General features: G+C 73.4%; 17 protein-coding genes and 3 pseudogenes. 12 read left to right on the top strand and 8 right to left on the bottom strand.

What is annotated here, in order from left to right; translation table 11 throughout:
• Position 1 precedes the first annotated feature (1 nt).
• Positions 2–754, bottom strand: coding sequence for a polysaccharide deacetylase family protein (locus ACEXOX_RS39930; protein ID WP_406525601.1), 753 nt, complete (start codon positions 752–754; stop codon positions 2–4).
• Between the two features lie 188 nt (positions 755–942).
• Between ACEXOX_RS39930 and ACEXOX_RS39925 the strand changes: the two genes are divergently transcribed.
• The 6 genes from ACEXOX_RS39925 to ACEXOX_RS39900 all read left to right on the top strand — a co-directional run bounded on the left by ACEXOX_RS39925 (position 943) and on the right by ACEXOX_RS39900 (position 7956).
• Positions 943–1653: a response regulator gene (locus ACEXOX_RS39925; RefSeq protein WP_406525600.1), complete on the top strand. Its 711-nt coding sequence runs from the start codon at positions 943–945 to the stop codon at positions 1651–1653.
• A gap of 23 nt (positions 1654–1676) precedes the next feature.
• A complete protein-coding gene (locus ACEXOX_RS39920; RefSeq protein WP_406526627.1) occupies positions 1677–3305 on the top strand; it encodes an ATP-binding protein in 1629 nt (542 codons plus the stop codon).
• Positions 3302–3898: a hypothetical protein gene (locus ACEXOX_RS39915; protein ID WP_406525599.1), complete on the top strand. Its 597-nt coding sequence runs from the start codon at positions 3302–3304 to the stop codon at positions 3896–3898. Before ACEXOX_RS39920 ends, ACEXOX_RS39915 begins: the two co-directional genes overlap by 4 nt.
• Before the next feature lie 116 nt (positions 3899–4014).
• A complete protein-coding gene (locus tag ACEXOX_RS39910) occupies positions 4015–5622 on the top strand; it encodes a GMC family oxidoreductase (protein WP_406525598.1) in 1608 nt (535 codons plus the stop codon).
• A 142-nt stretch (positions 5623–5764) separates the two neighbouring features.
• The gene (locus ACEXOX_RS39905) at positions 5765–7465 is read left to right on the top strand and encodes a CocE/NonD family hydrolase (protein WP_406525597.1); all 1701 of its coding nucleotides are present in this window, start codon (positions 5765–5767) and stop codon (positions 7463–7465) included.
• A 92-nt stretch (positions 7466–7557) separates the two neighbouring features.
• A complete protein-coding gene (locus ACEXOX_RS39900; RefSeq protein WP_406525596.1) occupies positions 7558–7956 on the top strand; it encodes a VOC family protein in 399 nt (132 codons plus the stop codon).
• 76 nt (positions 7957–8032) lie between these two features.
• Here the strand turns inward: ACEXOX_RS39900 and ACEXOX_RS39895 are convergent.
• A pseudogene (locus ACEXOX_RS39895) lies at positions 8033–9294 on the bottom strand (DUF4185 domain-containing protein).
• A gap of 242 nt (positions 9295–9536) precedes the next feature.
• Between ACEXOX_RS39895 and ACEXOX_RS39890 the strand changes: the two are divergent.
• The 3 genes and pseudogenes from ACEXOX_RS39890 (at position 9537) to meaB (ending at position 14687) form a co-directional block, all read left to right on the top strand.
• Positions 9537–11425 (top strand): annotated as a pseudogene (locus ACEXOX_RS39890) (methylmalonyl-CoA mutase family protein).
• Positions 11425–13647: a methylmalonyl-CoA mutase gene (scpA, locus tag ACEXOX_RS39885; protein ID WP_406525595.1), complete on the top strand. Its 2223-nt coding sequence runs from the start codon at positions 11425–11427 to the stop codon at positions 13645–13647. The pseudogene ACEXOX_RS39890 and the gene scpA overlap by 1 nt, the downstream one beginning before the upstream one ends.
• Positions 13648–13776: 129 nt before the next feature.
• Positions 13777–14687, top strand: a pseudogene (meaB, locus tag ACEXOX_RS39880) (methylmalonyl Co-A mutase-associated GTPase MeaB).
• Positions 14688–14696: 9 nt separating this feature from the next.
• Here the strand turns inward: meaB and ACEXOX_RS39875 are convergent.
• Genes ACEXOX_RS39875 through ACEXOX_RS39860 form a run of 4 tightly spaced genes read right to left on the bottom strand, consistent with a single transcriptional unit; the run spans position 14697 to position 17870 of the window.
• The gene (locus ACEXOX_RS39875) at positions 14697–15071 is read right to left on the bottom strand and encodes a VOC family protein (RefSeq protein ID WP_406525594.1); all 375 of its coding nucleotides are present in this window, start codon (positions 15069–15071) and stop codon (positions 14697–14699) included.
• Positions 15072–15122: 51 nt separating this feature from the next.
• Positions 15123–16013 (bottom strand): LysR family transcriptional regulator, encoded by an 891-nt coding sequence (locus ACEXOX_RS39870; RefSeq protein WP_406525593.1) that lies wholly within the window; start codon positions 16011–16013, stop codon positions 15123–15125.
• A 13-nt stretch (positions 16014–16026) separates the two neighbouring features.
• Positions 16027–16830 carry an SDR family NAD(P)-dependent oxidoreductase gene (locus ACEXOX_RS39865; protein WP_406525592.1) on the bottom strand — a complete coding sequence of 268 codons (804 nt, stop codon included), beginning with the start codon at positions 16828–16830 and terminating at the stop codon, positions 16027–16029.
• A gap of 5 nt (positions 16831–16835) precedes the next feature.
• Complete coding sequence (locus ACEXOX_RS39860) at positions 16836–17870, bottom strand: multicopper oxidase domain-containing protein (RefSeq protein ID WP_406525591.1); 1035 nt, start codon at positions 17868–17870, stop codon at positions 16836–16838.
• 299 nt (positions 17871–18169) lie between these two features.
• Between ACEXOX_RS39860 and ACEXOX_RS39855 the strand changes: the two genes are divergently transcribed.
• Together ACEXOX_RS39855 and ACEXOX_RS39850 are read left to right on the top strand one after the other, a co-directional pair.
• Positions 18170–20584, top strand: coding sequence for a ThuA domain-containing protein (locus ACEXOX_RS39855; protein ID WP_406525590.1), 2415 nt, complete (start codon positions 18170–18172; stop codon positions 20582–20584).
• A complete protein-coding gene (locus ACEXOX_RS39850) occupies positions 20581–22500 on the top strand; it encodes an OmpL47-type beta-barrel domain-containing protein (protein WP_406525589.1) in 1920 nt (639 codons plus the stop codon). Before ACEXOX_RS39855 ends, ACEXOX_RS39850 begins: the two co-directional genes overlap by 4 nt.
• A 61-nt stretch (positions 22501–22561) precedes the next feature.
• On the opposite strand, the gene ACEXOX_RS39845 is transcribed toward ACEXOX_RS39850, so the two are convergent.
• The gene (locus tag ACEXOX_RS39845) at positions 22562–23077 is read right to left on the bottom strand and encodes a lytic polysaccharide monooxygenase auxiliary activity family 9 protein (RefSeq protein WP_406525588.1); all 516 of its coding nucleotides are present in this window, start codon (positions 23075–23077) and stop codon (positions 22562–22564) included.
• Between the two features lie 453 nt (positions 23078–23530).
• Entirely contained in the window at positions 23531–24028 is a 498-nt protein-coding gene (locus ACEXOX_RS39840) for an SCP2 sterol-binding domain-containing protein (RefSeq protein ID WP_050502694.1), read from the bottom strand.
• 282 nt (positions 24029–24310) lie between these two features.
• Between ACEXOX_RS39840 and ACEXOX_RS39835 the strand changes: the two genes are divergently transcribed.
• The gene (locus ACEXOX_RS39835) at positions 24311–24814 is read left to right on the top strand and encodes a hypothetical protein (RefSeq protein ID WP_406525587.1); all 504 of its coding nucleotides are present in this window, start codon (positions 24311–24313) and stop codon (positions 24812–24814) included.
• Positions 24815–24867: the final 53 nt, after the last annotated feature.

Here is a 24867-nt window from a genome sequence, read left to right as displayed (position 1 = left end):
GTCAGCGCTTCGGGAACCCGAACCCGTACCCCTGCTGCTTCATCCACGGCAGCAGCCGGTCCAGCGCCGCGACCGTCTGGCTGCGGTCGCCACCGCCGTCGTGGAAGAGGACGGTCGGCCCGTTGCGCAGTTCGCGGCGCACCGTGCGCACGATCGCGTCGGTGCCCGGCCGCTCGAAGTCCTTGCTGTCCACGTTCCAGCCGAGCGGGCGCATCCCGTGCTCGGCGGCCAGCTTCCTGCTGTACGGGGTGAACGCGCCGCCCGGCGCCCGGTAGTAGTCGACCCGCGGGCCGTCGGCCGCCTTCTCGATCATCTGCTGGGCGTCGACTACCTGCTGCGACTGGTACGTCTCGGGCCGGTGGTCCATGCCGGTGTTGTGGCTGATGGTGTGGTCGCAGAGCTTGTGGCCGGCCGCCGCCACCTGCTTGACCAGGTCCGGGTGGGCCGCGGCCTGCGGGCCGATCATGCAGAAGGTGGCCTTGACGTCGTACTTCTTGAGCGTGGCCAGCACCTTGGGGGTCCAGACCGGGTCCGGGCCGTCGTCGATGGTGATGTTGAGGCTCTTGCCGGGCCGGTCGGAGGCGTGCACGATGCTCGGGTCGACCGGGGCGGGCTTGGCCTGTTCGGTGGGGCCCGCGTGCGCCTCGGAGGTGGCACCGGACTGCCCGAAGGTCAGATAGCCGGCCACCCCGAGCGACGCCACCGCCACCGCGGCTCCCCCGATGATGCCGCTCCGCCTGCCGTGCCGTGCCATGCGAATCCCGTCCCTCACTGCCGTGCGCGGGCCACCGCGGACCCGGGTACGGACGCCTCCGTCGGCGCCGTACGCTTCCCCTGCGGCGCGCTCGCGCGTTCACTGCCTTGCAGTACGACAGATGCGAAGAATTGCGGTCAGGATCCACCTGTTACCGATCCATCATGAAACTTATTGATACTGGTGCCATGCCCCGAGTACTTCTGATCGAGGACGACGCCGCCGTGCGCGACGGAGTCACCCTCGCGCTCCGCCGGCGCGGCCACGAGGTGGCGGCCGCGGCCAGCGGTGAGGACGGCCTGGACCTCCTGCCCGCCTTCCGCCCCGACATCGTGCTGCTGGACCTGATGCTCCCGGGCAAGGACGGCTTCGAGGTCTGCCGGCGCATCCGCGCCGACCGCCAGCTGCCGATCATCATGCTCACCGCCCGCGGCGACGACCTCGACGTGGTCCTCGGCCTGGAGGCGGGCGCCGACGACTACATCGTCAAGCCCGCGCGCGGCGAAGTACTGGAAGCGCGGATCCGCGCGGTGCTGCGGCGCACCGCGCTGCCCGCCGACGGGGACGCCGCCGGCCCCGCCGAGCCGGGCCCGGCCCCCGTGGAGACCTACGGCGAGCTGACCGTGGACCGGGCCGGACTCGTCGTCTCCAAGGGCGGCACCGACCTCCCGCTGGCCCCTTCGGAGATGAAACTGCTGCTGTTCCTGTCCGCGACCCCCGGCCAGGTCTTCAGCCGTCAGCAGTTGCTGGAGCACGTCTGGGAGCACAGCTACCACGGTGACGCGCGCCTGGTGGACGCGTGCGTGATGCGGCTGCGTACGAAGATCGAGGACACCCCGCGCTCCCCCAGGTACGTCCAGACCGTACGCGGCTTCGGCTACCGTTTCGGCCCCCTGTGAAGCGCCCCTGGTCCGCCGGCCGGATGCGGCGGACCACGCTGGCCCGCTCGCTGCCGCGCGGGCTGCGGGCCCGGCTCGTCGTCGCGTTCCTGCTGGTCGCCGCGGTCAGCGCGCTCACCACCGCGGCGCTGACCTACCGTGAGGCCCGTAACGCCATCCTCCAGCGCTCGCAGGACACCGCGATCCAGGATCTGCGGGGCCAGGTCAACTCGCTGGCGCCCGACCTCGCCGTGCCGCCGACCCGGGCGGACGTCGACGAGTTCACCCGGCAGCTCGACCGCTCCGGCAAGGCCAGGGACTGGGACGTCTACGTCCGGTACGAGGGCGTCGCGGAGAACGACCCGAGCCGGGTGCGCCGCCGCGTCATCGTCCCCGAGGAGCTGCGGGACTCCGTCGAGAAGCGGCATGTGACGGCGTTCCAGCGGGTGGACCGGGACGGCGACCCGTGGCTGCTGATCGGTATGCCGGTGATGCAGTCGCAGACCGAGACCCGTACGGCGTCCCCGCTGTCGGTCTACGCCCAGCTCCCGCTGCGCGCGGAAGAGGCCAACGTCGAGGCGCTGGTGAGCGCCGCGCAGCGGGGCGCCCTGCCGGTGCTCGGGCTGGCCGTGGTCCCGGCGCTGCTCGCGGCCCGCGGTGTGCTGCGGCCGGTGCGCGGGCTGCGGCAGGCCGCCGGGCGGATCGCCGAGGGCAAGCTGGAGACCCGGCTGGAGGTCAAGGGCGCCGACGAGCTGGCCGACCTGTCCCGGACGTTCAACGACATGGCCGCCAAGCTGGAGGAGAGCGTCGCGGACCTGCGCCGGATGGAGGCCAACGCGCGGCGGTTCGCGGCCGACGTCTCGCACGAACTGCGCACGCCGCTCGCCGCGATGACCGCCGTCACCGACGTGCTCGACGAGGACGCCGACGCCCTCGACCCCGACACCGCCTCCGCCGTCCGGCTGATCAGCCAGGAGACCGGCAAGCTGGCCCGGATGGTCGAGGACCTCATGGAGGTCTCGCGCTTCGACGCCGGGGCCGCCGCGCTGCACCTGGACGAGGTGGACGTCGCCGAGACGATCCGCAAGACGCTCCAGGCCAGGGCCTGGCAGGACCGGGTGGGCACCGAACTGCCGGACGGCGTACGGGCCCGGCTGGACCCGCGGCGGCTGGACGTCGTGGTGGCCAACCTGGTCGGCAACGCGCTGCACCACGGCGGGGAGCCGGTACGGGTACTGCTGCGGGCGCCGGACCCGGGCGACGGGCGGCTGGTGATCCGGATCGTGGACAGCGGTCCCGGCATCGACCCCGAGGTCCTGCCGCACGTCTTCGACCGCTTCTACAAGGCGGACTCGGCGCGCGCCCGTTCCGAGGGTAGCGGGCTGGGCCTGGCGATCGCCATGGAGAACGTACGGCTGCACGGCGGGACCATGCAGGCCGCCAACTGCCCCGAGGGCGGCGCGGTGTTCACCGTGGAACTGCCGCTGCCCGGGCAGGAGACGGGCACCGCCGCCGATGCCCCGGAGACGCCCGGAAAACCCGACCGGGCGCTTGGGGACCGTACGAGGAACGGCTCCGCCGGTACGGACGGCGGTCAGGACACGGCGGGCGGCGGTGACCGCCCGGCGAAGAGCCCGGCGGCCGCGCCGGCCGGGAAGGCGGACCAGACGTGAGCGTGCCGAACTCCGCGCGGACCCGGCTGACCCGGCGGATCGCGCTGGGCGGACTGCTGCTGGGCGCGCTGGGCGCTCTGTCGGCAGGCGCCCTCGCCGGCTGCGGCATCGCGCCGACCGGTGTGATCGACGCGGGCGAGCCCGCCCACGGTCTCAAGGCGCCGGGCAAGCCCGCGCCCGACGTCCAGCTGTACTTCCTCGGCCCGACCGGGCTGCGTCCCGCGAGCCGCCCGGCGACCGCGCCGGTCGGCCCCGAGGAGGCGATCAACCTGTTGCTGAAGGGTCCCAACGACGCCGAACGGCAGCGCGGCCTCACCAACGTGCTGCCCGTGCTCCCGGGCCCGGTCACCGCGGAGACGGAGAACGGCAGGATCACCGTCCATGTGCCCATGAACGCCAAGCGGCTCGACACCCCGTCCATGAGCCAGTTGGTGTGCACCGCCGCCAACGCCTCCGTGCCCGGCAGCCGCAGCCCGTCGGACGTCCTGGTGACTCTCCAGGGCGGCGGCGTGCAGGTCGGCCCGATGGTGTGCGGCGGCACCAACGCCTTCCCGTTCATCCAGCCCAGCCCCTCCAGCGCGCAGCCGGACTGACGGCCCGCCCGCCCGTCGCGCCGCCGTCCTGACGCCCGCACCCGCTTGCCCTACGATCACTACCGGCAAGTACGGGTACGGGACGGGACGTCGAGGCATCGGGAGGGCGGTCTCGGATGGCCGGTGCGGTGCGGTACGACCAGGCGCACGACTACGTCGTCGTCGGCGCCGGATCAGCGGGGTGCGTCCTCGCGGCGCGGCTGTCCGAGGACCCGACGGTACGGGTGGCGCTGGTGGAGGCCGGCGGACCGGACCGCGGACAGGAGGTCCGCGTCCCGGCGGCGTTCCCCAAGCTCTTCCGCACCCCGTACGACTGGAACTTCACCACGTCCCCGCAGCCGGGCCTGCACGGGCGGGAGCTGTACTGGCCGCGCGGCCGGACCCTGGGCGGCTCCTCGTCGCTCAACGCGATGATGTGGGTGCGCGGCCACCGCGCCGATTACGACGGCTGGGCCGAGACCGCGGGCGAGGAGTGGTCCTGGGACGAGGTGGCCCGCTACTTCCGCCGCGCCGAGCGCTGGGCCGGGCCGCCCGGCGGGACGGCGCACGGCACCGCGGGCCCGCTGTGGATCTCCCCCGCGCGCAGCTTCCACCCCTTGACCGACGCCTTCCTCGACGCCTGCGCGGAGGCGGGCCTGCCGCGGCTCGCCGCACCCGACGGCCCGGACCACAGCGGCTGCGCGCCCACCCCGCTCAACCAGCGGCGCGGGCGCCGGTGGAGCGCGGCCGACGGCTACCTGCGCCCGGCGCTGCGCCGCGCCAACCTGCGGGTCGTCACGGGGCAGCAGGCCCGCCGGGTGCTGTTCGAGGACGGCCGGGCGTACGGGGTCGAGCTGCCAGGCGGCGTGCTGCGGGCCCGCCGCGAGGTCGTCCTGTGCGCCGGCGCGGTCGGCTCACCGCACCTGCTGCTGCGTTCCGGCATCGGTGACACCGGCGAGCTGGCGGACGCCGGGATCGAGCCGGTGGCCGAGGTCCCCGCCGTGGGCCGGCACCTCCAGGACCACCTGTCCGTACCGGTCCTGATGCGCACCGCGCTGCCCCGCACCCTCACCGGCGCCGACACCCCGGCCAACATCGCGCGCTACCTGCTGTCCCGGCGCGGCCCGCTGACCTCCAACATCGGCGAGGCCGTCGCGTTCCTGCACAGCGCCGGCGAGCGCACCGCGCCGGACCTGGAGCTGATCTTCGCGCCGGTCCCGTTCGTCCGGCACGGCCTGGAGGCACCGACCGAGCACGGCGTCACCATCGGGATCGTCCTGCTGCGACCGGAGAGCCGCGGCCGGATCACGCTGGGCGGGCCGGGCCCGGACGCGCCGCCGGTCATCGATCCCGGCTATCTGACGTCCGAGGCGGACCTGCGGCGGCTGCTGGCCGGGGTCCGCTTCGCGGAGCGGCTGTACGGGACGCGGGCGCTGGCCCCGCACGTCACCGGGCCACTGGAGCCGTGGCCCGGGGAGCAGGACGACAAGGCCGCCGGGGAGACGGTGCGCGCCCTCGCGGAAACGCTCTACCACACGGTGGGCACCTGCCGGATGGGCACCGGCGACGACACCGTGACCGACCCCCGGCTGCGGGTGCGCGGGGTGACGGGCCTGCGGGTAGCGGACGCCTCGGTGATGCCGTCCGTCACCCGGGGCCACACCCACGCCCCCACGGTGATGATCGCCGAACGGGCCGCGGACCTGCTGCGCGCCGCTCGGCCGGTGCCGGGGCCCGGCTCCTGAGCGCGTACATGCGCGATCCGGCGGAAAGCCGGACACTGGATCCCCCGGGGTGATCTCCGGAACCGCACGGAAAGTGACACGCGTGGACGCTGTGTGACACCTCTCCCCGGGGCGCGGCCAGGACGGACGATGGGAGGGTCCGATGGCGGAATCCATGCTGCGGGACCGGACCGGGCGGGCGTTCGGCCGCCTGGTGGACCGGTACCTGGACATGCCCGAGCCGGTCACACCCGACATCGAGTGCGTACGTGACCTGCGCGTTCCCATGCGGGACGGCACCGTGCTGCTCGCCGACCGCTACCGGCCGCGCGGCGCCGGGCCGCTGCCGGTGGTGCTGCTGCGTACGCCGTACGGCAAGCACAAGCCCGACATCAAGCTGTTCGCAGGCGTGCTGGTACGGCGGGGCTTCCAGGTGGTCGCGCAGAACGTACGCGGTGTCTTCGGCTCGGGCGGTGAGTTCCGGGCCTTCGTCAACGAGAAGGACGACGGGCTGGCGACCGCGGCGTGGCTGCGCGCGCGGGCCTGGTGCGACGGCCGGCTGGCCACCGCCGGGGCCAGCTACCTCGGGCACGCGGAGTGGGCGGTCGGCCCGTACCTCGACCCGCCGCTGGAAGCGATGTGCCTGGGCATCACCACGTCCGACTTCCCCGCCGCCTTCTACCCGGGCGGTGTGCTGGCGCTGCACAACATGCTGGTGTGGTCCTCCGCGACGGGCACCCAGGAGGAGGCACCGCTCGGCGGGCTGCTGCCCAACCCGTTGCAGACCCGCAGGGTGCAGCGCGCGATGCGGACGCTGCCGGTCGGCGAGTCCGACCTCGCGGCGATCGGGCGGCCCGAGCGTTTCCTGCGCGAGGTCAGTGCGCACGCGGAGCCGGAGGACGGTTTCTGGGCCCCGATCGACCACAGTGCGGCGGCGCTGCGGATGACCACGCCGACCAGCATGGTGACCGGCTGGTGGGACCTCTTCCTGCCGTACCAGCTGCGGGACTTCACCGAGCTGACCGCCGCCGGGCACCGCTCGCGGATCACGATCGGGCCGTGGGCCCACGACCGCGGCGCGCTGAAGGCGACGCTCACCGACCACGTGTCGTGGCTGAGCGCCCAGCTGGCCGGGGACACCACGCAGCTGCACCAGTCGCCGGTCCGGCTCTACCTCCAGCGGGCGGGCCGCTGGCTGGACTTCGACCGTTGGCCGCCGCCGCAGTCCGTACCGACACCGCTGCGCCTCCAGCCGTCCGGCGGGCTCGACTGGCCGGAGCCGCCCGGCAGTACGCCGGACCGGTTCACGTATCACGGCGCCGATCCGACCCCGTCGACCGGCGGCCCGCTGCTGCTGCCCGGCGAGATACGGCAGCAGGACAACACGGCCGTCGAACGGCGGCCCGACGTGCTGGTCTTCACCGGCTCTCCGCTGCCCCGCGACCTCGACCTGATCGGCCCGGTGTCGGCCGTGGTGCACGTCCGTACGGACTCCGGGTACGGCGATGTCTTCGTACGGCTGTGCGACGTGGACCGGGCGGGCGTCTCGCGCAACGTCACCGACGGCATCCTGCGGCTGCGCCCGGGCTCACCGGCGGCGGACGCCGACGGGGTGGTGGCGGCCCGGGTGGAGATGCACCCGACCGGCTACCGGTTCCTGCGCGGGCACTGCCTGCGGGTGCAGGTGGCGGGCGGCGCGTTCCCGCGGTTCGCGCGCCACCACGGGACCGGTGCGCCGGCCGCGTCGGCCGTCGCCTGCCGGCCGATCCGGTTCGAGGTCTTCCACGAGCCGGGCCGCCCGTCCGCCGTGGTGCTGCCGCTGATGACCGCACCGGCCACCCGCGGCGGGAGTGAACCGGCCTGACCGCGGTACTCGTCGTCCCGGCCCGCGCGCCGCGCGGCCGGCACCGCCGACGGTGCCCTGCCGAGGAGGGCCCACGGGGCCGAGGAGATGCCATGGGACTGGTCAAAGCCGCCGTCATCGTGCTCGACTGCGCCGACCCGGAGAAGCTGGCGGACTTCTACGCCGACTTCCTGGAGGGCGAGGTGCGCAGGGAACACCTGCCGGACCGGGTGGAGGTCGTCGCCAACGGCACCGTGATCTCCTTCCGCCGCGATCTGAACATGACGCCGCCGACCTGGCCGCGTCCCGACAGCTCGCTCCAGGCACACCTGGACCTGCTGGTCGACGAGGGGGACATGGACGAGGCCGAGCGCATGGCGGTCAGTCTCGGCGCGCGACCGCTGGACACCAAGGAGGACTCCGGTCCCCGCGAGGTGCGGGTCTACTCCGATCCGGCCGGGCACCCGTTCTCGCTGCGCTGCTCGCTCCGGTCGGGTCCGAAGACCGACTGACCGGCGGGCCCGCCGTCCTGCCGTCGTGCCGTCGCGCCGTCGTGCCGTCGCGCCGTCGCGCCGTCGCGCCGGAGTGTCATCCGCGGTCCAGCCGCAGCCTCAGGAAGCGCGGCCGGTACAGCTCGACGTCGCGGTTGACCTGGGCCACGGAGGGGCACCCGGCGGGCCCAGCCAGTTGACGTCGTAGCTGACCAGCAGCGCGCCGTCGGCCGTGAACTCCGGGTGGGCCTGCGGGTTGTACACGGCGACGCGCTGCTGTCCGGTGGGGTCGGCCGGCCGGGGCGGGGTGATCCGCCCGGCCGGTCCGTGCCACGGCCCCTGGGCCGAGCACGCCCAGTAGGCGGTGACGGCCGACAGGCCGTCACCCGGCGGCCCGGGGTCGTCCATCGTCAGCAGCACCCAGGTCCCGCCGTCCCGTACGACGGTGAAGGCGCTGCCCACGCCGCGCCCCCGGCCTTCGCGGATCACCGGAGCCGCCCGGCCGGCCTGCGGCTGCCAGTCCTGCCCGTCCCAGAATCGCCAGGCCCCGGCCTCCCCGAGCTGCCCGGTCGGCACCCGGGCGAGGTACGCGTTCGAGCTTGCCCGGTCGGGCCCGTCGTCGCCGCCGTAGACGTACGTCCACGCGCCGTCCCGCACGGACGCGGTGCCGTACAGCACCCGGTCCCCCGGGTCCCGTACCGAGGTCTGGTCGACGGCCGGGGTGATGCCCTCCAGCCGCAGGTCCGGTAGGGACAGGGTGGCGATCTCGGTCGCGCGGGGCACGCCGAAGACCCAGGGGCCCTGGCCCGGCGTGCGGTTCCAGAGCAGGACCCGGACGACCTGTTCGGGTGATCCGGGCGCGCGCGGTTCCACGTGCGCCTGCACCGGCCAGCGCCAGCCGTCCGGGGTGTCGGGGAAGAACGGTCCGGTGCCGGTGCCGGTGCTGCCCGTCAGGGTCCGCTCCAGACGGCCCGCGCGGTCCATGACCACGAGGGAGTTGTGCGTCAGGGCGGGCTCGCGGCCGGTGTCGGAGGAGCGCCAGGGGCGCGGTTGCCCGTACGGGCCGGGCGGGGGCTGCACCCGGTCGAGGAAGGTGTCGGAGAAGATCCACAGGGTCCGGCCGTCGGGCAGCCGTACGGAGTGGGTGCCGTCGCCGCCGGTCCAGTCGTCCACGCGGGTGTTGTCGTTGCCGTACCGGGTGAACTCGCCGGTGAAGCGGGTTTCGGCGGCCCATGAGCCGATCTTCCGTCCGGTGCACGCCGGGCCCTCTTCGCCGGGGAGGGTGAGCAGCAGGACCAGGCCAGCGATCAGGGCGAGCACCGCCGCCACGGCGACGCCTCGCCTCACCGGCACACGCATGTCCCTCCTCGTCACGGTGACGGGCCGCCCACCGTACAGAACCGGCCGCGCTGCGGTCGCGAGCCACCCCGACCTGCCGAAAATGCGGCGATCCGCCCGCCCCGACGCCACTACTCGCGGGTACGCACCCGCCCGGAAGGGCGATCGTAGAGCTTCCCAATGGAGCAATCCCAGGTCAACGAGTGCAAGGTCACAGCCCGATGCCCTGCTGCGGCTAACGACCGTTCGCCTAGCCTGCTGCCATGACCGCCCAGTCCCCCGAACTCCCTCTGGCCGCCGCGTTCCCCGACGCGGACCGTGAGCAGTGGCAGCGCCTGGTCGAAGGCGTACTGCGCAAATCGGGCGCCGCGGAGGCGACCGGCGCCGCCGCCGAAGACGTGCTCACCACCGCGCTCGAAGACGGCATCCAGGTCCGTCCGCTCTACACCGCCGAGGACGCGCCCGCCGCCGATGCCGTCGGCCGCCCCGGATTCCCCCGTTCGTACGGGCCGGCCGGGCCACCGGCAGCACCGTCGCGGGCTGGGCCGTCCGGCAGCGCCACGCGGACACCGATCCGCGGCGCGCCAACGAGGCGGTCCTGGCCGACCTGGAGAACGGCGTCACCTCGCTGTGGCTGACCGTCGGGGACGGCGGGGTGCCGGCGGCGGACCTGCCCACCGCGCTCGACGGGGTCTACCTCGACCTGGCGGCCGTCGCCCTGGACGCGGGCGCGGACTTCGCCGCGGCGGCCGACGCCTGGTTCCGGCTCTGCGACGCGAAGGGCGTGGCACCGTCCGAGACGGCGGGCACCCTGGGCGCCGACCCGCTGGGCACGGTGGCCCGCACCGGCCGCGCGGACGGCCTGGCCGGGCGGCTGGAGGCGGCGGCCGGGCTGGCCCGGCGCTGCGCCGACGAGGCGCCGCGGATGCGGGCGCTGGCCGTGGACGCGCTGCCGTACCACGAGGCGGGCGGCTCGACCGCCGAGGAACTGGGCTGCTCGCTGGCCACCGGCGTGGCCTATCTGCGGGAGCTGACCGCGGCGGGCCTCGGCGTGGACGCCGCCTGCGCGCAGCTGGAGTTCCGGTACGCGGCGACCGCCGACCAGTTCCTGACGATCGCCAAGCTGCGGGCCGCCCGGCGGCTGTGGTCGCGGGTCGCCGAGGTGTGCGGGGCCGCCCCCGCCGCGCGGGCGCAGCGCCAGCACGCGGTCACCTCGACCGTCATGACGACCCGTCGGGACCCGTGGGTGAACATGCTGCGCACCACCGTGGCGGGTCTCTCCGCCGGGGTGGGCGGCGCGGACGCCGTCACCGTCCTGCCGTTCGACGCGGCGCTCGGCCTGCCGGACGCGTTCGCCCGCCGGATCGCGCGCAACACCCAGTCGATCCTGCTGGAGGAGTCGCACCTGTCGAAGGTGATCGACCCGGCGGGCGGGTCCTGGTACGTGGAGCGGCTGACCGACGAGCTGGCCCGCGCCGCCTGGGGCTGGTTCCAGGAGATCGAGGCCGTGGGCGGGCAGGCCGCGGCGCTCGCTTCCGGGATGGTCGGCGAGCGGCTGGCGTCGACCTGGCGCAAGCGGTCGAAGGCTCTGGCCCACCGCCGCGAACCGGTGACCGGCGTCAGCGAGTTCCCGTTCCTGGCCGAGCCGGCGGTGGAGCGCGAGCCCGCGCCCGTACCGGCGGGCGGCGGACTGCCGCGGGTGCGCCGGGACGAGGCGTACGAGGCGCTGCGCGCCCGCTCGGACGCGCACCTGGCGGCCACCGGCGGCCGCCCGAAGGCGTTCCTCGCGGCGCTCGGCCCGGCCGCGGTGCACACCGCGCGCGCCACCTTCGCCTCCAACCTCCTCCAGGCGGGCGGCATCGAGCCGGTGCACGACCCGGTCTCGGTGGACGCGGAGTCGGTGGCCGAGGCGTTCACGGCGAGCGGCGCGGGTATCGCCTGTCTGTGTTCGAGTGACGCGCTGTACGCCGAGCAGGCCGCCGAGGTCGCGGCGGCGCTCAAGGCGGCGGGCGCGCGGCAGGTGCTGCTGGCCGGGAAACCGGGCGAGCAGCGGGAAGCATATGAACGAGCCGGAGTGGACGCCTTCGTCTTCGCGGGCTGCGACGCGGTCGGGGTGCTGTCCTCGGCCCTGGATGTCATGGAGGTGGCGTGATGGAGCGCGCGACGGGGCAGGCGGGCGCCATCCCGGACTTCAGCACGGTCGAACTGGGCGAGCAGGCTCCCGAAGGCGACGCGGCCCAGTGGGCGGCGGCCGTCCAGGAGGCCACCGGCAAGGGCGTCGACGACCTGGTGTGGGAGACGCCCGAGGGCATCGAGGTCAAGCCGCTGTACACCGGCGAGGACCTGGCCGGGCTGGACTTCCTGCGGACGTACCCGGGCATCACGCCGTACCTGCGTGGTCCGTACCCGACGATGTACGTCAACCAGCCCTGGACGATCCGGCAGTACGCGGGCTTCTCCACCGCCGAGGAGTCCAACGCGTTCTACCGGCGCAACCTGGCGGCCGGTCAGAAGGGCCTGTCCGTCGCGTTCGACCTGCCGACCCACCGCGGCTACGACAGCGACCACCCGCGGGTGACCGGTGACGTCGGCATGGCGGGCGTGGCCATCGACTCGATCTACGACATGCGGCAGCTCTTCTCCGGCATCCCGCTGGACAAGATGACAGTGTCGATGACGATGAACGGCGCGGTGCTGCCCGTCCTCGCGCTCTACATCGTGGCCGCCGAGGAGCAGGGCGTACCGCCCGAGAAGCTGGCCGGGACCATCCAGAACGACATCCTCAAGGAGTTCATGGTCCGCAACACCTACATCTATCCGCCGCGCCCCTCGATGCGCATCATCTCCGACATCTTCGCGTACACCTCGCAGAAGATGCCGCGCTACAACTCCATCTCCATCTCCGGCTACCACATCCAGGAAGCGGGCGCGACGGCCGACCTGGAGCTGGCGTACACCCTCGCGGACGGTGTGGAGTACCTGAAGGCGGGCATCGACGCGGGGATGGACGTGGACGCCTTCGCGCCGCGGCTGTCCTTCTTCTGGGCGATCGGCATGAACTTCTTCATGGAGATCGCCAAGCTGCGTGCCGCCCGGCTGCTGTGGGCCAAGCTGGTGCAGCGGTTCGACCCGAAGAACCCCAAGTCGCTGTCGCTGCGCACCCATTCGCAGACCTCCGGCTGGTCGCTGACCGCGCAGGACGTGTTCAACAACGTCACGCGGACGTGTGTGGAGGCGATGGCCGCGACGCAGGGCCACACCCAGTCGCTGCACACCAACGCGCTGGACGAGGCCCTGGCCCTGCCCACCGACTTCTCCGCCCGCATCGCCCGCAACACCCAGCTCTTCCTCCAGCAGGAGTCGGGCACCTGCCGGGTCATCGACCCGTGGGGCGGCAGCGCGTACGTCGAGAAGCTCACCCACGACCTGGCGCGCCGGGCCTGGCAGCACATCGAGGAGGTCGAGGCGGCAGGCGGCATGGCCAAGGCCATCGACGCGGGTATCCCGAAGCTGCGCGTGGAGGAGGCCGCGGCCCGTACGCAGGCGCGGATCGACTCGGGGCGGCAGGCGCTGATCGGCGTCAACAAGTACCGGGTGGACACCGACGAGCAGATCGACGTGCTGAAGGTCGACAACTCCTCCGTGCGCGCACAGCAGATCGACAAGCTGCGGCGCCTGCGCGAGGAGCGCGACGAGGCGGCCTGCCAGGACGCGCTGCGGGCGCTGACCGCCGCCGCAGAGGCCGGTCCTGGTCAGGGACTGGAGGGCAACCTGCTGGCGCTGGCCGTGAACGCCGCCCGCGCGATGGCGACCGTCGGTGAGATCTCCGACGCACTGGAGAAGGTCTACGGGCGCCACTCGGGCCAGATCCGTACGATCTCCGGTGTGTACCGAGACGAAGCAGGGCCGTCCTCCGGCGTGGACCGGACCCGGGACCTGGTGGCGGAGTTCGAGCGGGCCGAGGGGCGCCGGCCCCGCATCCTGGTCGCCAAGATGGGCCAGGACGGCCATGACCGCGGCCAGAAGGTGATCGCCACGGCCTTCGCCGACCTGGGCTTCGACGTGGACGTCGGCCCGCTGTTCCAGACGCCGGCCGAGGTCGCCCGGCAGGCGGTGGAGGCGGACGTGCACGTGGTGGGCGTCTCCTCGCTGGCCGCCGGACATCTGACGCTGGTGCCCGCGCTGCGCGAGGAACTGGCGGCGCAGGACCGGGAGGACATCATGATCGTGGTGGGCGGGGTGATCCCGCCCGGCGACATCCCGGCGCTGCACGAGGCGGGCGCCGCGGCCGTCTTCCCGCCCGGTACGGTGATCCCGGATGCCGCGTACCACCTGGTCCAGGACCTCGCCGAGGCCCTCGGCCACGACCTGTGAGCCGCTACGTTGACACCTGACACGCCCCGGCCCCGCCCGGCCCGCAAGCGACCGACGATCGACATCGACCAGTACGCGGCGGGCGTGCGCGAGGGCTCCCGGGCCTGGATCGCGCGCGCCGTCACCCTGGTGGAGTCCACCCGGGCCGACCACCGGGCGCTGGCGCAGCGGCTGCTGGTCGAGCTGCTGCCGTACTCCGGATCGGCCCGGCGGGTCGGCATCAGCGGCGTGCCCGGGGTCGGCAAGTCGACCTTCATCGACGCGCTGGGCACCCAGCTGACGGGGGCCGGGCACCGGGTCGCCGTACTGGCCGTCGACCCGTCGTCCAGCCGGACCGGCGGCTCCATCCTGGGCGACAAGACACGGATGGAGCGGCTGGCCGCCGACCCGGCGGCGTTCGTACGGCCCTCCCCACCTCGGGCACGCTCGGCGGGGTGGCGCGGGCGACGCGGGAGTCCATCGTCGTCATGGAGGCGGCGGGCTACGACGTGGTGCTCGTCGAGACGGTGGGCGTCGGCCAGTCCGAGACCGCCGTCGCCAACATGGTCGACACGTTCCTGCTGCTCACCCTCGCCCGTACCGGCGACCAGCTCCAGGGCATCAAGAAGGGCGTACTGGAGCTGGCCGACCTGGTCTCGGTCAACAAGGCGGACGGGCCGCACGAGCGGGACGCGAAGTCGGCGGCCCGGGAGCTGTCCGGCGCGCTGCGCCTGCTCCAGCCCCCGGACGCCGCCTGGACGCCGCCCGTCCTGACGTGCAGCGCCCGCGAGGGCACCGGCCTGGACACGGTGTGGGACCGCGTCGAACAGCACCGCAAGCTGCTGGAGTCCACCGGGGCCCTGGCGGAGAAGCGCCGCGACCAGCAGGTCGACTGGACCTGGTCGATGGTCCGCGAGCAGTTGCTGAACCGGCTTCAGGACCACCCCGGCGTCCGGGACGTGGCGCCGGAGGTGGAGCGGGAAGTACGGTCCGGCACGCTGACGGCGACACTCGCGGCGGAGCGGATCCTCAAGGCGTTCGGCATGCCGGACGAGCGGTAGCGGCCGGGCTCACGCCGGGGACATCACCTCGAACAGGTTCCCGGCGTCGTCCTTGAAGAACAGGCCGCGCGGGCACAGCGGGTGGTCGATGCGGCCGTTGTCCGGCCGGGTGGGTTCGCTGCCGAACGCCACCCCGGCCGCCCGGATGCGCGCGAGGATCGCGTCGAAGGTGTCCGGGTCCACGTCGAAGGCGAGATGGTGCCCCTCGGGCTCCGGCACCGCCATGAAGTCGAGGGTCAGCTGGTCGTTGACGCGTACGGGGGCGAAGTGCCCGTTCCGCCCGGCCGGCGGCAGTTCCTCCAGCCCCATGACCGAGGCGAAGAACCGGGCCGCCGCGCGGTGGTCGGCGGCGGGCACGATGGTGTGGTTGAGCGTGACGGGCACAGGCCCTCCCCAGGGGTCGGTGAGGCACACCACGGTAGCCGACGCGCGTACTCACTCCTCCGGGGCCCTGGGCGCGAAGTGCGCGACGGCCGCCTCCTCGAAGTACCGTTCCGCCGCGGAGACATACCGGTCCGCACGTCGCACCAGGCTCAGGGTGCGGCGGCAGCCCGGCACGTCCAGACGCAGCCAGCGCACCGGCGCCTCCGGCGTCTCGTTGCGGGCGAGGGCCGGGATGAGACCGATGCCGAGCCCGGCGCCGATCAGGAACTGGGTCGCGGCCGGCTCGTCGCCCTCGCAGGTGATGACCGGTGTGCGGCCCGCCGCGGCGAACAGCCGGTCCAACAGCTCGCGTTGCCAGTGGCCGGGGCGGGTGGTCACGAACGGTTCGTCCACGACGTCCTCCAGACCGGCCCGCTCCCGGTCGGCCAGCGGATGCCCGACCGGTACGGCGAGCAGCACGTCCTCCTCCATCAGCACCACCGACCGCAGTCCGGCCCCGCCCAGCGGCTGCGAGGCGACACAGGCGTCCACCTCACGCGCCGCCAGCTGACGCCGCATCATGGCCGCGGTCGACTGATGGAGCCGGATCTCGACGCCGGGGTGCGCGGCCCGGAAGGCGGACAGCAGCGAGGTGAGGGTCAGCAGCGTCTCGGCGGCGACCACGATCCGTCCCTGGTCCGGCCCCGCCGCGTCGGCCAGTTCGCGCCGCGCGTCGTCCAGTTCGCCGAGCGCCCGCTCGACGCGGCGCAGGAAGGCCGCGCCGTACCGGTTGAGGCGGACCGAGCGTCCCTGCCGGTCGAAGAGCAGCACCCCGAGGTCGGCCTCCAGCCGGGCGATCGTCCGGCTCACCGCGGGCTGGGCGACCCGCAGTTCGGCGGCGGCCCGGCTGATGTGCTCGTGCCGGGCCACCACCCGGAACGTGCGCAGGGACGGCAGGTCCACTCCGGTCCCCCGCTCAGACGGTCAGGCCGCCGTCGACGGGCAGGATCGCGCCCGTCACGTACGAGGCCCGGTCGCTGAGCAGCCAGGCCGCGGCCTGGGCCACCTCTTCGGGGGCGGCCGCGCGGCGCAGCGGGGTACGGGCCGTGAGCCGGTCGACGACGTCCGGTTCGCGGGCGGCCCAGTCCTCGATCATGGCGGTCATGGTCGTGCCGGGGGCGACGGCGTTGACGCGGATGCCCTGGGGGCCGTACTCGACGGCGGCGGTCTGGGTGAGGCTGTTGACGGCCCGTTTGGAGGCGCCGTACAGGCTCATCCCGGCGGACGGCTTCAGGCTGCCGACGCTGCTGTTGTTGACGATGGCGCCGGTGCCCGCGGTGGCGAGCATCGCCCGTATCTCGGCGGCCATCGCCAGCCAGACGCCCCGGTGGTTGACGGCGGTGATCCGGTCGAACTCCTCGACGGGGATCTCGGCGAGCGGGGCGTGCCCGATGCCCATGCCCGCGTTGTTGAACGCGCCGTCCAGGCGGCCGTGCCGCTCCACGGCCGTGTCCACCGCGCGCTGCACGGCGGCCGGGTCCGCCAGGTCCGCGACGACGTGATCCGCGGTGCCGCCCGCCGCCCGTACCTCCTCGGTCACCGCGGCCAGCTCCGGCGCGGTCCGCGCGGTCAGTACGACGGCGGCGCCCTCCCGCGCGAACAGCCGTGCCGCGGCGGCGCCGATGCCGCGTCCCGCGCCGGTGATCAGCAGGACCTTGCCGTCCAGCAGTCCGCCGCCGGCCACGCCGCGTCCCGCATCCGTACCTGTCGTCTCCGTCATGTCGATCATTGTGCAGGAGGCCGCGGCGGCGCCTCTCCATGACCTCCGTGCCCGCCCTGGCCTCCGTGCCCGTCGTGGCCGGGGACCGTGCCGTCCGGCTTGGCGATCAGGAGCAGCCCGGCCATGCCCATGTCGGAATGGCTCTGGACGTGGCAGTGGTACATCCACGCGCCGGCGCCCACGCCCTCGCCCGCCACGAACTGGAAGCCGAAGGAGTCGGCCGGGCCGGTGATCTTGTTGTCGATGACGCGGCTGGGATCGTCCGGACCGGTCAGGAGCCCGGTGCGGTTGTCCGCCCAGCGGTGACCGTGCACGTGGAAGGTGTGGTAGTACTCGCCGTGCGTGATCGAGATGATCTCCACGCGCTCCCCCACCGTGGCCCTGAAGTCCGGCCCCTTCGGCAGGTTGTTGATCGTCATGTCGTTGAAGACGATGGTGAACTGGCGGTCGGGCAGCGGGTCACCGGCCCGCCGTACGATCACCGGCCCGTACAGCCCCCGGCGGATGCCGCCGGTGCCGTGCTCGGTGCCCACGACGTGGTCGTGGTAGTGCCAGTAGCCCGCGCTGCCCGGCCGCCAGGAGCCGTCCGCGCGCCGGCCGGGGGCGTGGGTGCGCCAGGTGTACGTACGGGTGGCGCCGGGTTCCAGGTGGCTGCGGTTCATCCGGGTGCCGTCGCCGGCCACGTCGTAGTCCAGGCCGTGGACGTGCAGGCTGGCCGCGGTCTTCAGGGTGTTCTCGCACTCGATGTGCAGTGTGTCGCCCTCGACCAGCTCGATCGGCGGGCCCGGGACGGTCGCCTGCCCCTTCTCCAGGCCGTATCCGAGCTGCCCGTCCGGCAGCTCCTCGATGTAGAGCTTGAGGTGTTTGACCGCGCCCGCGGCGACCGCGGAGCGGCCCGCCCTCGCCGGACGCCCGGCGGCCGCGGCCGGGGCCGGGGCCACGGCCGGGACCGCCGCCGCGCCGAGTGCCGCGACGGCGGCGCCTCCGGCTAGGAGACGGCGGTTGAAACTGCGTCGGGGGACGTCGCGTTCCTCGGTCATCGTGCTCCCACGGAAGGAGGGGACGGGTCGGAGGGGACGTCTGGGACGGTAGCCGCACCCACTCCGTTTATCCACACTCAGGACAAAGTTGGGTGCGTTACAGCCATAGCTCTTGGCGAGTCACCGAAAGGGGTCTAGCTTCAACGGCTGCTGCTGTCCGTGGCCACAGAGGGGTGGGTGCACCCGTGCGACGAATCCGGCACCAATTACCACGGCCGCTGCGCGCGTTGGCGCGCACCGGCAGACACAGACCGCCGAAACGCCCGCCGGCCGGACGCGCCGCCGGCCTCTGCGCGCTCTTGCTGGCCGTGTCGGCCGCCCTGCTCGGCGGCGCGCCGGCGAACGCCTCCGGGCCGGACGCCGGACCGCGGCTGCCGAGTCCGCCGGGCGGTGCGAACGTCCGTGTCGTGGTCTTCCACGCCTCGGCGGGCGCGGAGCCGCCCACCGTCGACGCGGGGATCGAGGCCGTCGAGCGGATCGGCCGCCAGGGCCCGCCCGCCGAGCACTTCGCGGTGGACGCGACCGACGACGCGTCGGTCTTCACCGACCCGCGCCTGGGCACGTACAACGCGGTCGTCTTCCTCACCGGAGGCGGTGACCTGCTCGACCCCGAGCAGGAAGCGGGCCTGGAGAGCTACCTGGAGGCCGGGGGCGGGTTCGTCGGCATCCATGACGCGGCCCGCGCCGAGCCGTACTCGGACTGGTTCACCGGCCTGATCGGCGCCCGCCCCACGGCCACCGTACCCGGCACGGCGCAGCAAGCCGTCGTCGAGATCGGCGACCGCGACCATCCGGCCACCCGGGACCTGCCCCTCCAGTGGAAGCGCCCGGACAAGTGGCTCAACTGGGCCACCAACCCCAGCGGTTCGGTGCACACCGTGGCCCGGGTACGGGAGAACACCTACCAGCCAGGCCCCGGGGCCAACGGCTGGGACCACCCCGTATCCTGGTGCCGCGACTACGACGGCGGCCGGTCGTTCTACACCGGCATGGGCGGCACACCCGACAGCTTCCGCGAGGCCGACTTCCGTACGCATCTGCGCGGCGCGCTGCTGTGGACCACCCGGCTGGCCCGCGCCGACTGCCAGGCCACCATCGCCTCGCACTACAAGGCCGAGCGGCTGACCGCCCCCAACCAGCCGGGCAAGTCGGACCAGATCGGCGAACCGCACGGCCTGGTGACCGCCAAGGACGGGCGGGTCTTCTCCATCGGCCGTGGCGGCGGTGACGCGAGCGCCCCGGTCGTCACCGACTGGAACGACCCGGCCGTCGGCAAGGGCGAGGGCACCGTCCACGTCTGGGACCCGAAGACCGGCAAGGCCACCCTCGTCGGCACGGTGCCCGTCTTCGGCAACAAGGGCGGCGGCGACGAACTCGTCAAGAACGAGGAAGGGCTGCTGGGCATCGAGCTGGACCCCGCCTTCCTCACCAACGGCTGGGTCTACCTGCACTACACCCCGCACTCCGGCGTCGACCGGACCACCCGCATGGCCGAGCGCCGCGTCTCCCGCTTCACGCTGGACCCGCGTACGGACAAGCTGGACCCGGCCTCGGAGAAGGTACTGCTGAAGTGGCCGGTGCAGGTGCACAGTTGCTGTCACGCGGGCGGCGGCCTGGCCTGGGACTCCAAGAACAACCTGTACATCGCCACGGGGGACAACAACTCCTCGCGCTTCAGCGACGGTTACTCGGGCAACAACCCGCAGCCCACCTACAAGGGCGTCGCCTTCGCCGACGCGCGGCGCACCGCGGGCAACACCAACAACCTCAACGGCAAGATCCTCCGCATCCACCCCGAGCCGGACGGCACGTACACCCTGCCGGAAGGCAATCTCTTCACCGGCAAGGAGCCGGACGAGGGCGGCGGCAAGACCCGCGGCGAGATCTACGTGATGGGCGTACGCAACCCGTCACGCATCTCCGTCGACAAGAAGACCGACACGCTGTACGCGGGCTGGGTCGGACCGGACGCCACCGAGCCCAGCACCACCTGGGGCCCGGCCAAGTACGACACGTTCGCCGCGATCACCCACGCGGGCAACCGTGGCTGGCCGTACTGCATGGGCAACAACCAGCCGTACCGCGACCGCAATCTGCCCGACCCGTCGAAGCCGCTGGGCTGGTACGACTGCGAGCACCTCAAGAACGAGTCGCCGCACAACGACGGCCTGGTCTCCCTCCCGCCCGCCGAGCCCAACAACGTCTGGTACGCACCGCAGGGCGGCGGCCCCGACTTCCCGCGCGACGCCCAGGGCGTTCCCAGCTACAAGCTGTCCGAGCAGAAACTGTTGCTGCCCTGGCTCAAGGGCGGCGGCCAGGCCGCGATGGACGGCCCGGTGTACCGCCACGACGCGGCCGCCACCGGCCAGGGCGCCTGGCCCGCCTACTGGGACGGCAAGTGGTTCGTCGGCGACTTCTACGACGGCGACCAGCCACGGCACGCCCTGGTGATGGACCCGCGGACGGCCGGTTCCGGCGGCCTGCCCGCGCACGCGGAGAGCCTGGACAAGATCGTGCCGGTCGGTGTGGACGGCATCCGCAACCTCATGGGCTGGACGTTCGGCCCCGACGGCGCGCTGTACGTCCTCGACTACGGGCGCGGCTTCTTCACCTCGGACGCCAAGTCCGCACTGTGGCGGGTGACCTACACGGGCGGCGAGCCCACCCCGCGACCAGCGGAACTGGCCCGTGCGGGACGGGAGGCCGGACGATGACTCCACGGCGCAGCTGGACGGTCCTGCTGACCGCGCTGCTGATGCTCGTCGGCCTGACCGCCTCGGCGGCACACGGCCGCCCGCCCGCACGGCCGACGGCGCCCGCGCCCCCGGCGGCGCAGCAGACCCTGACCTGGACCGCGGGCGACGACATCAACAAGTACACCACCGCCCCCACCACCGCCGTGGCCGGCCGGACCACCATCGTCTTCGAGAACAGCACGGCCACCGGCAACACCATGGGGATGCCGCACACCCTGACCTTCGACGTCTCCGACCCGCGGTACAACAACGACGTACAGCTCAACATCATGGCCAACCCGGGCGACGCGCAGGGCGGCAAGTACACCACCGAGGTCACCCTGACCCCCGGCACGTACCGCTACCACTGCACCATCCCGGGCCACGAGCAGATGCAGGGCATCCTGGTCGTCACGGACGGCGGCGGCCCGGACACCACGCCGCCGGAGACCTCCGCGACGGTGGACGGCGTACGGAACGCCGACGGCGCGTACGTCGGCGACGCGACCGTCACGGTCGCCGCCTCCGACACCGGGTCCGGGGTCGCCACCGTCGAGTACGCGGTGGGCGGCGGGGCGTTCCAGCCGTACACGGCGCCGGTGCTGTTCCGGGAGCCCGGCACGTACCAGGTCCGCTACCGCGCCACCGACAAGGCGGGCAACACCGCCGCCGAGAAGTCGGCGGGCTTCACGGTCGTGGCGCCGCCCGGTGACACGACACCGCCGCGGACCGCCGCGACGACCGAGGGGCAGCGCAACTCCGACGGCGAGTACCTGGGGCGGGCCACGGTGACGGTCACCGCCGCCGACGACGGGTCGGGGGTCGCCACGACCGAGTACTCGCTCGACGGCGGCCCGTTCCTCGCGTACACGGCGCCCGTCGTCGTGGACCGCACCGGCCGGCACACCGTCGCGCACCGCGCCACCGACCGGGCGGGCAACACGTCCGAGGCGGTACGGGAGTCCTTCACCATCGCCCCGGGCGGCGGGGTGCCCGCGCCGAACTGCCCCGAGTGGGACGAGCGGCGCACCGTCGTTGTCGGCACGGTCGACACGGGCGTACCCAACCGCGTCACCCGCAACCGCTGCACCGTCAACGAACTGATCGAGGACGAGAAGGACTGGTCCTCCCGCGCCCTGTTCCTCAAGCACGTCAGGACGGTCACCGCCAAGCTGCTCGCGGACGGTGTGCTCGACGAGCGCGAGAGCCGGGCCGTCAACACGGCCGCCGACAAGTCCGGCATCGGCACGCCCGGCCACCACACCGGCTACCGCGACCTGTTCGACGGGACGAAGGCGTCCTTCGACCGTTGGCGGCAGGTCGGCGGCGGCGCCTTCGGGCTGACCGCCGACGGCGCGATGACCAGCAGTTCCACGGTTCCGGGCATGGGAATGCTGTGGTTCCCGCGGCGTACGTACGACGACTTCTCGCTGCGGCTGCGGTTCCGCGACGACGCGCCGGGCACCGGCAACGCCAACGGCGGTGTCTTCGTCCGCTTCCCGTCCGTGTACGACCACCCCGAGGAGCCCCGGCCGGAGTGGGTGGCGATCAAGTACGGGCACGAGATCCAGATCCTGGACCGGCCGGACGGCGACCTGTACAAGACGGGGTCGGTGTACGGCTTCGACCGCGTCGGGCTGGGCGGCGCCGGCGTCACGCCGAAGGGCACCTGGAACGACTACGAGATCCGGGTGGTGGGCCAGCACTACTCGGTCTTCCGCAACGGCGTGCTGATCAACGAGTTCGACAACACCGGCGGGCAGCGGTTCTTCCCGCCGCGGGCCGACGATCCCGGGACCGACGGGCGCCGGTACGCCGCGGGCTGCATCGGCCTCCAGGTGCACGGGCCGGCCGACGTCATCTCGTACCGCGACGTCCGGATCAAGGAGCTGTAGGGCCGCGGGGGCGGCCTGTGGGGCGGGGCGGTGGGCGCGGGCCCGCCGCCCTGCCCTGGCGTCAGCGTATGTTGACGTCGATGCAGGCGTAGAAGGCGTTGGAGGTGTCCGCGACGTTCCAGACGGCGAGCACCTTCTGCTTGCCCTTGATGCCCTGGAAGTTGACGTTGTGGGTGACGGTGGCGGGCGGCTTGGCCCCGTGGTCGTCGATCTCGGCGATCTTGCGGCCGCCGATGAAGTACTGCCAGGTGCTGGTGCGGTGCTGGGCCGTCAGCCGCCAGGTGAAGTTCTGGGAGCTGCCGACGGAGGTCGCCTTCCAGCCCTTGCTGTCGTCGTCCAGCTCTCTGAACTGGGCGTTGCCGCCGCTGCAGCTCTTGAGGCCCTTGGGCCCCTCGACGCTCTGCGGCTCCCACTTGATGGGCCCGCACGAGACGGTGCCCGCCGCACACTGGGCCTGCCGGCTGGCCGGGGCGTTCACATAGCCGTGGGCGCTCGCCGAACTCGCGGGCAGGGTCACGACGAGGAGCGGAGCCAGCGCGGCGCCGACGGCCGTGGCGATCTTCCTCTTCTGGTGCATGTCGACTCCTTCACGGTGGGGGCCCGGCGCGGGACGGACACGCACCGGCGCTGTCGCGCGGTGCGTCCGGTCCGGGCGGGCCCCGCTGGTGGGGGTGGGTGACGCGAAGGTGTGGTGCCGACGCGCGAGGACCCACGGCCGTCCCCGAGTGCAGTGCCGACTACCTGGGGAAGGCCGGAATCCCGCTCGCCAATTGGTCTAGACTTTACCGATTGGCAGGCCCCGGTCAAGGGGGCGGACATCACCTCGTGCCGCCTCAGGAGTCACCCGCGCCCCACAAACGGATGCCGCCTCGCCTCGTGGGCGGGAGTCGGACGTCGCCGGGGGCGGGCCTTCCCGGACACTGTGGCCAGGCTTTCCCGCGGCCCGCGGCCAGGCGTTTCTCACACCTCCGGTGGCTGGGCGCCACACCTCCCGTGGCCGGGCGCCACACCTCCAGTGGCCGGGTGTCCCTCACACCTTGGGAATGTCGAAGTACCGGCTCATGTTGGCGGCCAGCCCCAGGTCGCCGGAGACCTTGATCTTGCGGGTGAAGACCATCGTCACCGGATTGCCGTTGCCCGACACCAGCCGCAGGAACTCCGCGTCCCCCATGGTCATCGCCAGCCGCGGCGCGTCCGTACCGGCACCCTCGCGCACCGTGCACTCCCCGTCCGCGAGGACGGTCTCCCAGACGGCCTCCCGCTCGCCGGTGATCCGCCAGCGGATCACCGCCCGCACCCCGGCCGCGGCGTCGGGGCGGAACTGCCGCCCCATCCTGCCGAAGACCTCCCCGAGCACCCGGTCGCGCAGCTCACCCCGCGCCAGCGCGGCGATCTCCTTGGTGGACAGCCCCTTCACGATCCGCGCGAACTCCTCGGGCGTGACGCTCGCGAAGTCGAGCTCGGCCAGCAGCGACCTGACGTCTTGGGCCACGGCACTCTCCTCGTCGGACGATTGTCTCCCCTGCATGGTGCCCCCGCCGCACCACGCGGCGCCCGCCGGGGCCCCTACCCGGCGCGTCCCGGCTCCCCCACCGGCCACATCCGGCCGCCGGGGCCACGGTTCGCGCCGTTCCCCGGGGCATCCGGCCGTCAGGGGGTTGGCGGTCCGCCCGCCGGATACCCGTGTACCGCGCGGAGGCGGCCGTTCCGACGTACCCGCCTCTCCTCCCGCGCAGCGCACCCGGCCGGCGGCCGCCGCCCGCACGGCACACCGGCGGGAGGGGAGACACCCCTGAGGAGGAGCGTCACCATGCCCGGAAACCGGACCGTCCGCCGCGCCGCCCTGGCCGCCGCCCTGTCGGCCCTCGCCGTCACCGCGCCCACCGGATCGAGCGCCACCGCCGCGCCCGCCCCGGCACCGGCCGGAGACCGGTCCGAGACACCCGCCCACAGCGGCCGCACCGACTCGGCCGTCGACCGGGTCGCCCACTTCTACGGCAGCTACCTCGACGCCGTGACCGACGACGGGCGCGGTGCGCTGGCCCAGGCGCTGCGCGGCCACTACCTCACCCCCGAGCTGCGGGCGCGGCTGGCGAACTGGGAGCAGCGGGAGCACGCGGACGGCGTGCTGCGCGGCCAGGGCACCCCGACGGCCTGGCGCGTCACCTACAACGACAGCGCCATGGGCCGCGCCTGGACCCGGGTCCGCCTCACCTGGGGCGTCCCGGAGCAGCCTCGCTACACCCATCTACTGGTGACCTCCGACCTGAACACCCTGCGCATCACCGACATCCAGCCGGACACGGAGCAGTAGCCGCCCGACGCACGGCCTGGCTGGAGGCGCATCACAGGAAGCGCACCACAGGA

Source organism: Streptomyces sp. Ac-502 (assembly GCF_045222935.1).
Lineage (GTDB): Bacteria > Actinomycetota > Actinomycetes > Streptomycetales > Streptomycetaceae > Streptomyces > Streptomyces monomycini.
This window is presented reverse-complemented; position numbering and strand designations above follow the sequence as displayed.

Coding starts and splice junctions, on each gene's coding strand:
- ACEXOX_RS39930 (WP_406525601.1), bottom strand. CDS start 754: ATGGCACGGCACGGCAGGCGGAGCGGCATCATCGGGGGAGCCGCGGTG.
- ACEXOX_RS39925 (WP_406525600.1), top strand. CDS start 943: ATGCCCCGAGTACTTCTGATCGAGGACGACGCCGCCGTGCGCGACGGA.
- ACEXOX_RS39920 (WP_406526627.1), top strand. CDS start 1,677: ATGCGGCGGACCACGCTGGCCCGCTCGCTGCCGCGCGGGCTGCGGGCC.
- ACEXOX_RS39910 (WP_406525598.1), top strand. CDS start 4,015: ATGGCCGGTGCGGTGCGGTACGACCAGGCGCACGACTACGTCGTCGTC.
- ACEXOX_RS39905 (WP_406525597.1), top strand. CDS start 5,765: ATGGCGGAATCCATGCTGCGGGACCGGACCGGGCGGGCGTTCGGCCGC.
- ACEXOX_RS39900 (WP_406525596.1), top strand. CDS start 7,558: ATGGGACTGGTCAAAGCCGCCGTCATCGTGCTCGACTGCGCCGACCCG.
- scpA (WP_406525595.1), top strand. CDS start 11,425: ATGGAGCGCGCGACGGGGCAGGCGGGCGCCATCCCGGACTTCAGCACG.
- ACEXOX_RS39865 (WP_406525592.1), bottom strand. CDS start 16,830: ATGACGGAGACGACAGGTACGGATGCGGGACGCGGCGTGGCCGGCGGC.
- ACEXOX_RS39860 (WP_406525591.1), bottom strand. CDS start 17,870: ATGACCGAGGAACGCGACGTCCCCCGACGCAGTTTCAACCGCCGTCTC.
- ACEXOX_RS39850 (WP_406525589.1), top strand. CDS start 20,581: ATGACTCCACGGCGCAGCTGGACGGTCCTGCTGACCGCGCTGCTGATG.
- ACEXOX_RS39845 (WP_406525588.1), bottom strand. CDS start 23,077: ATGCACCAGAAGAGGAAGATCGCCACGGCCGTCGGCGCCGCGCTGGCT.
- ACEXOX_RS39840 (WP_050502694.1), bottom strand. CDS start 24,028: ATGCAGGGGAGACAATCGTCCGACGAGGAGAGTGCCGTGGCCCAAGAC.
- ACEXOX_RS39835 (WP_406525587.1), top strand. CDS start 24,311: ATGCCCGGAAACCGGACCGTCCGCCGCGCCGCCCTGGCCGCCGCCCTG.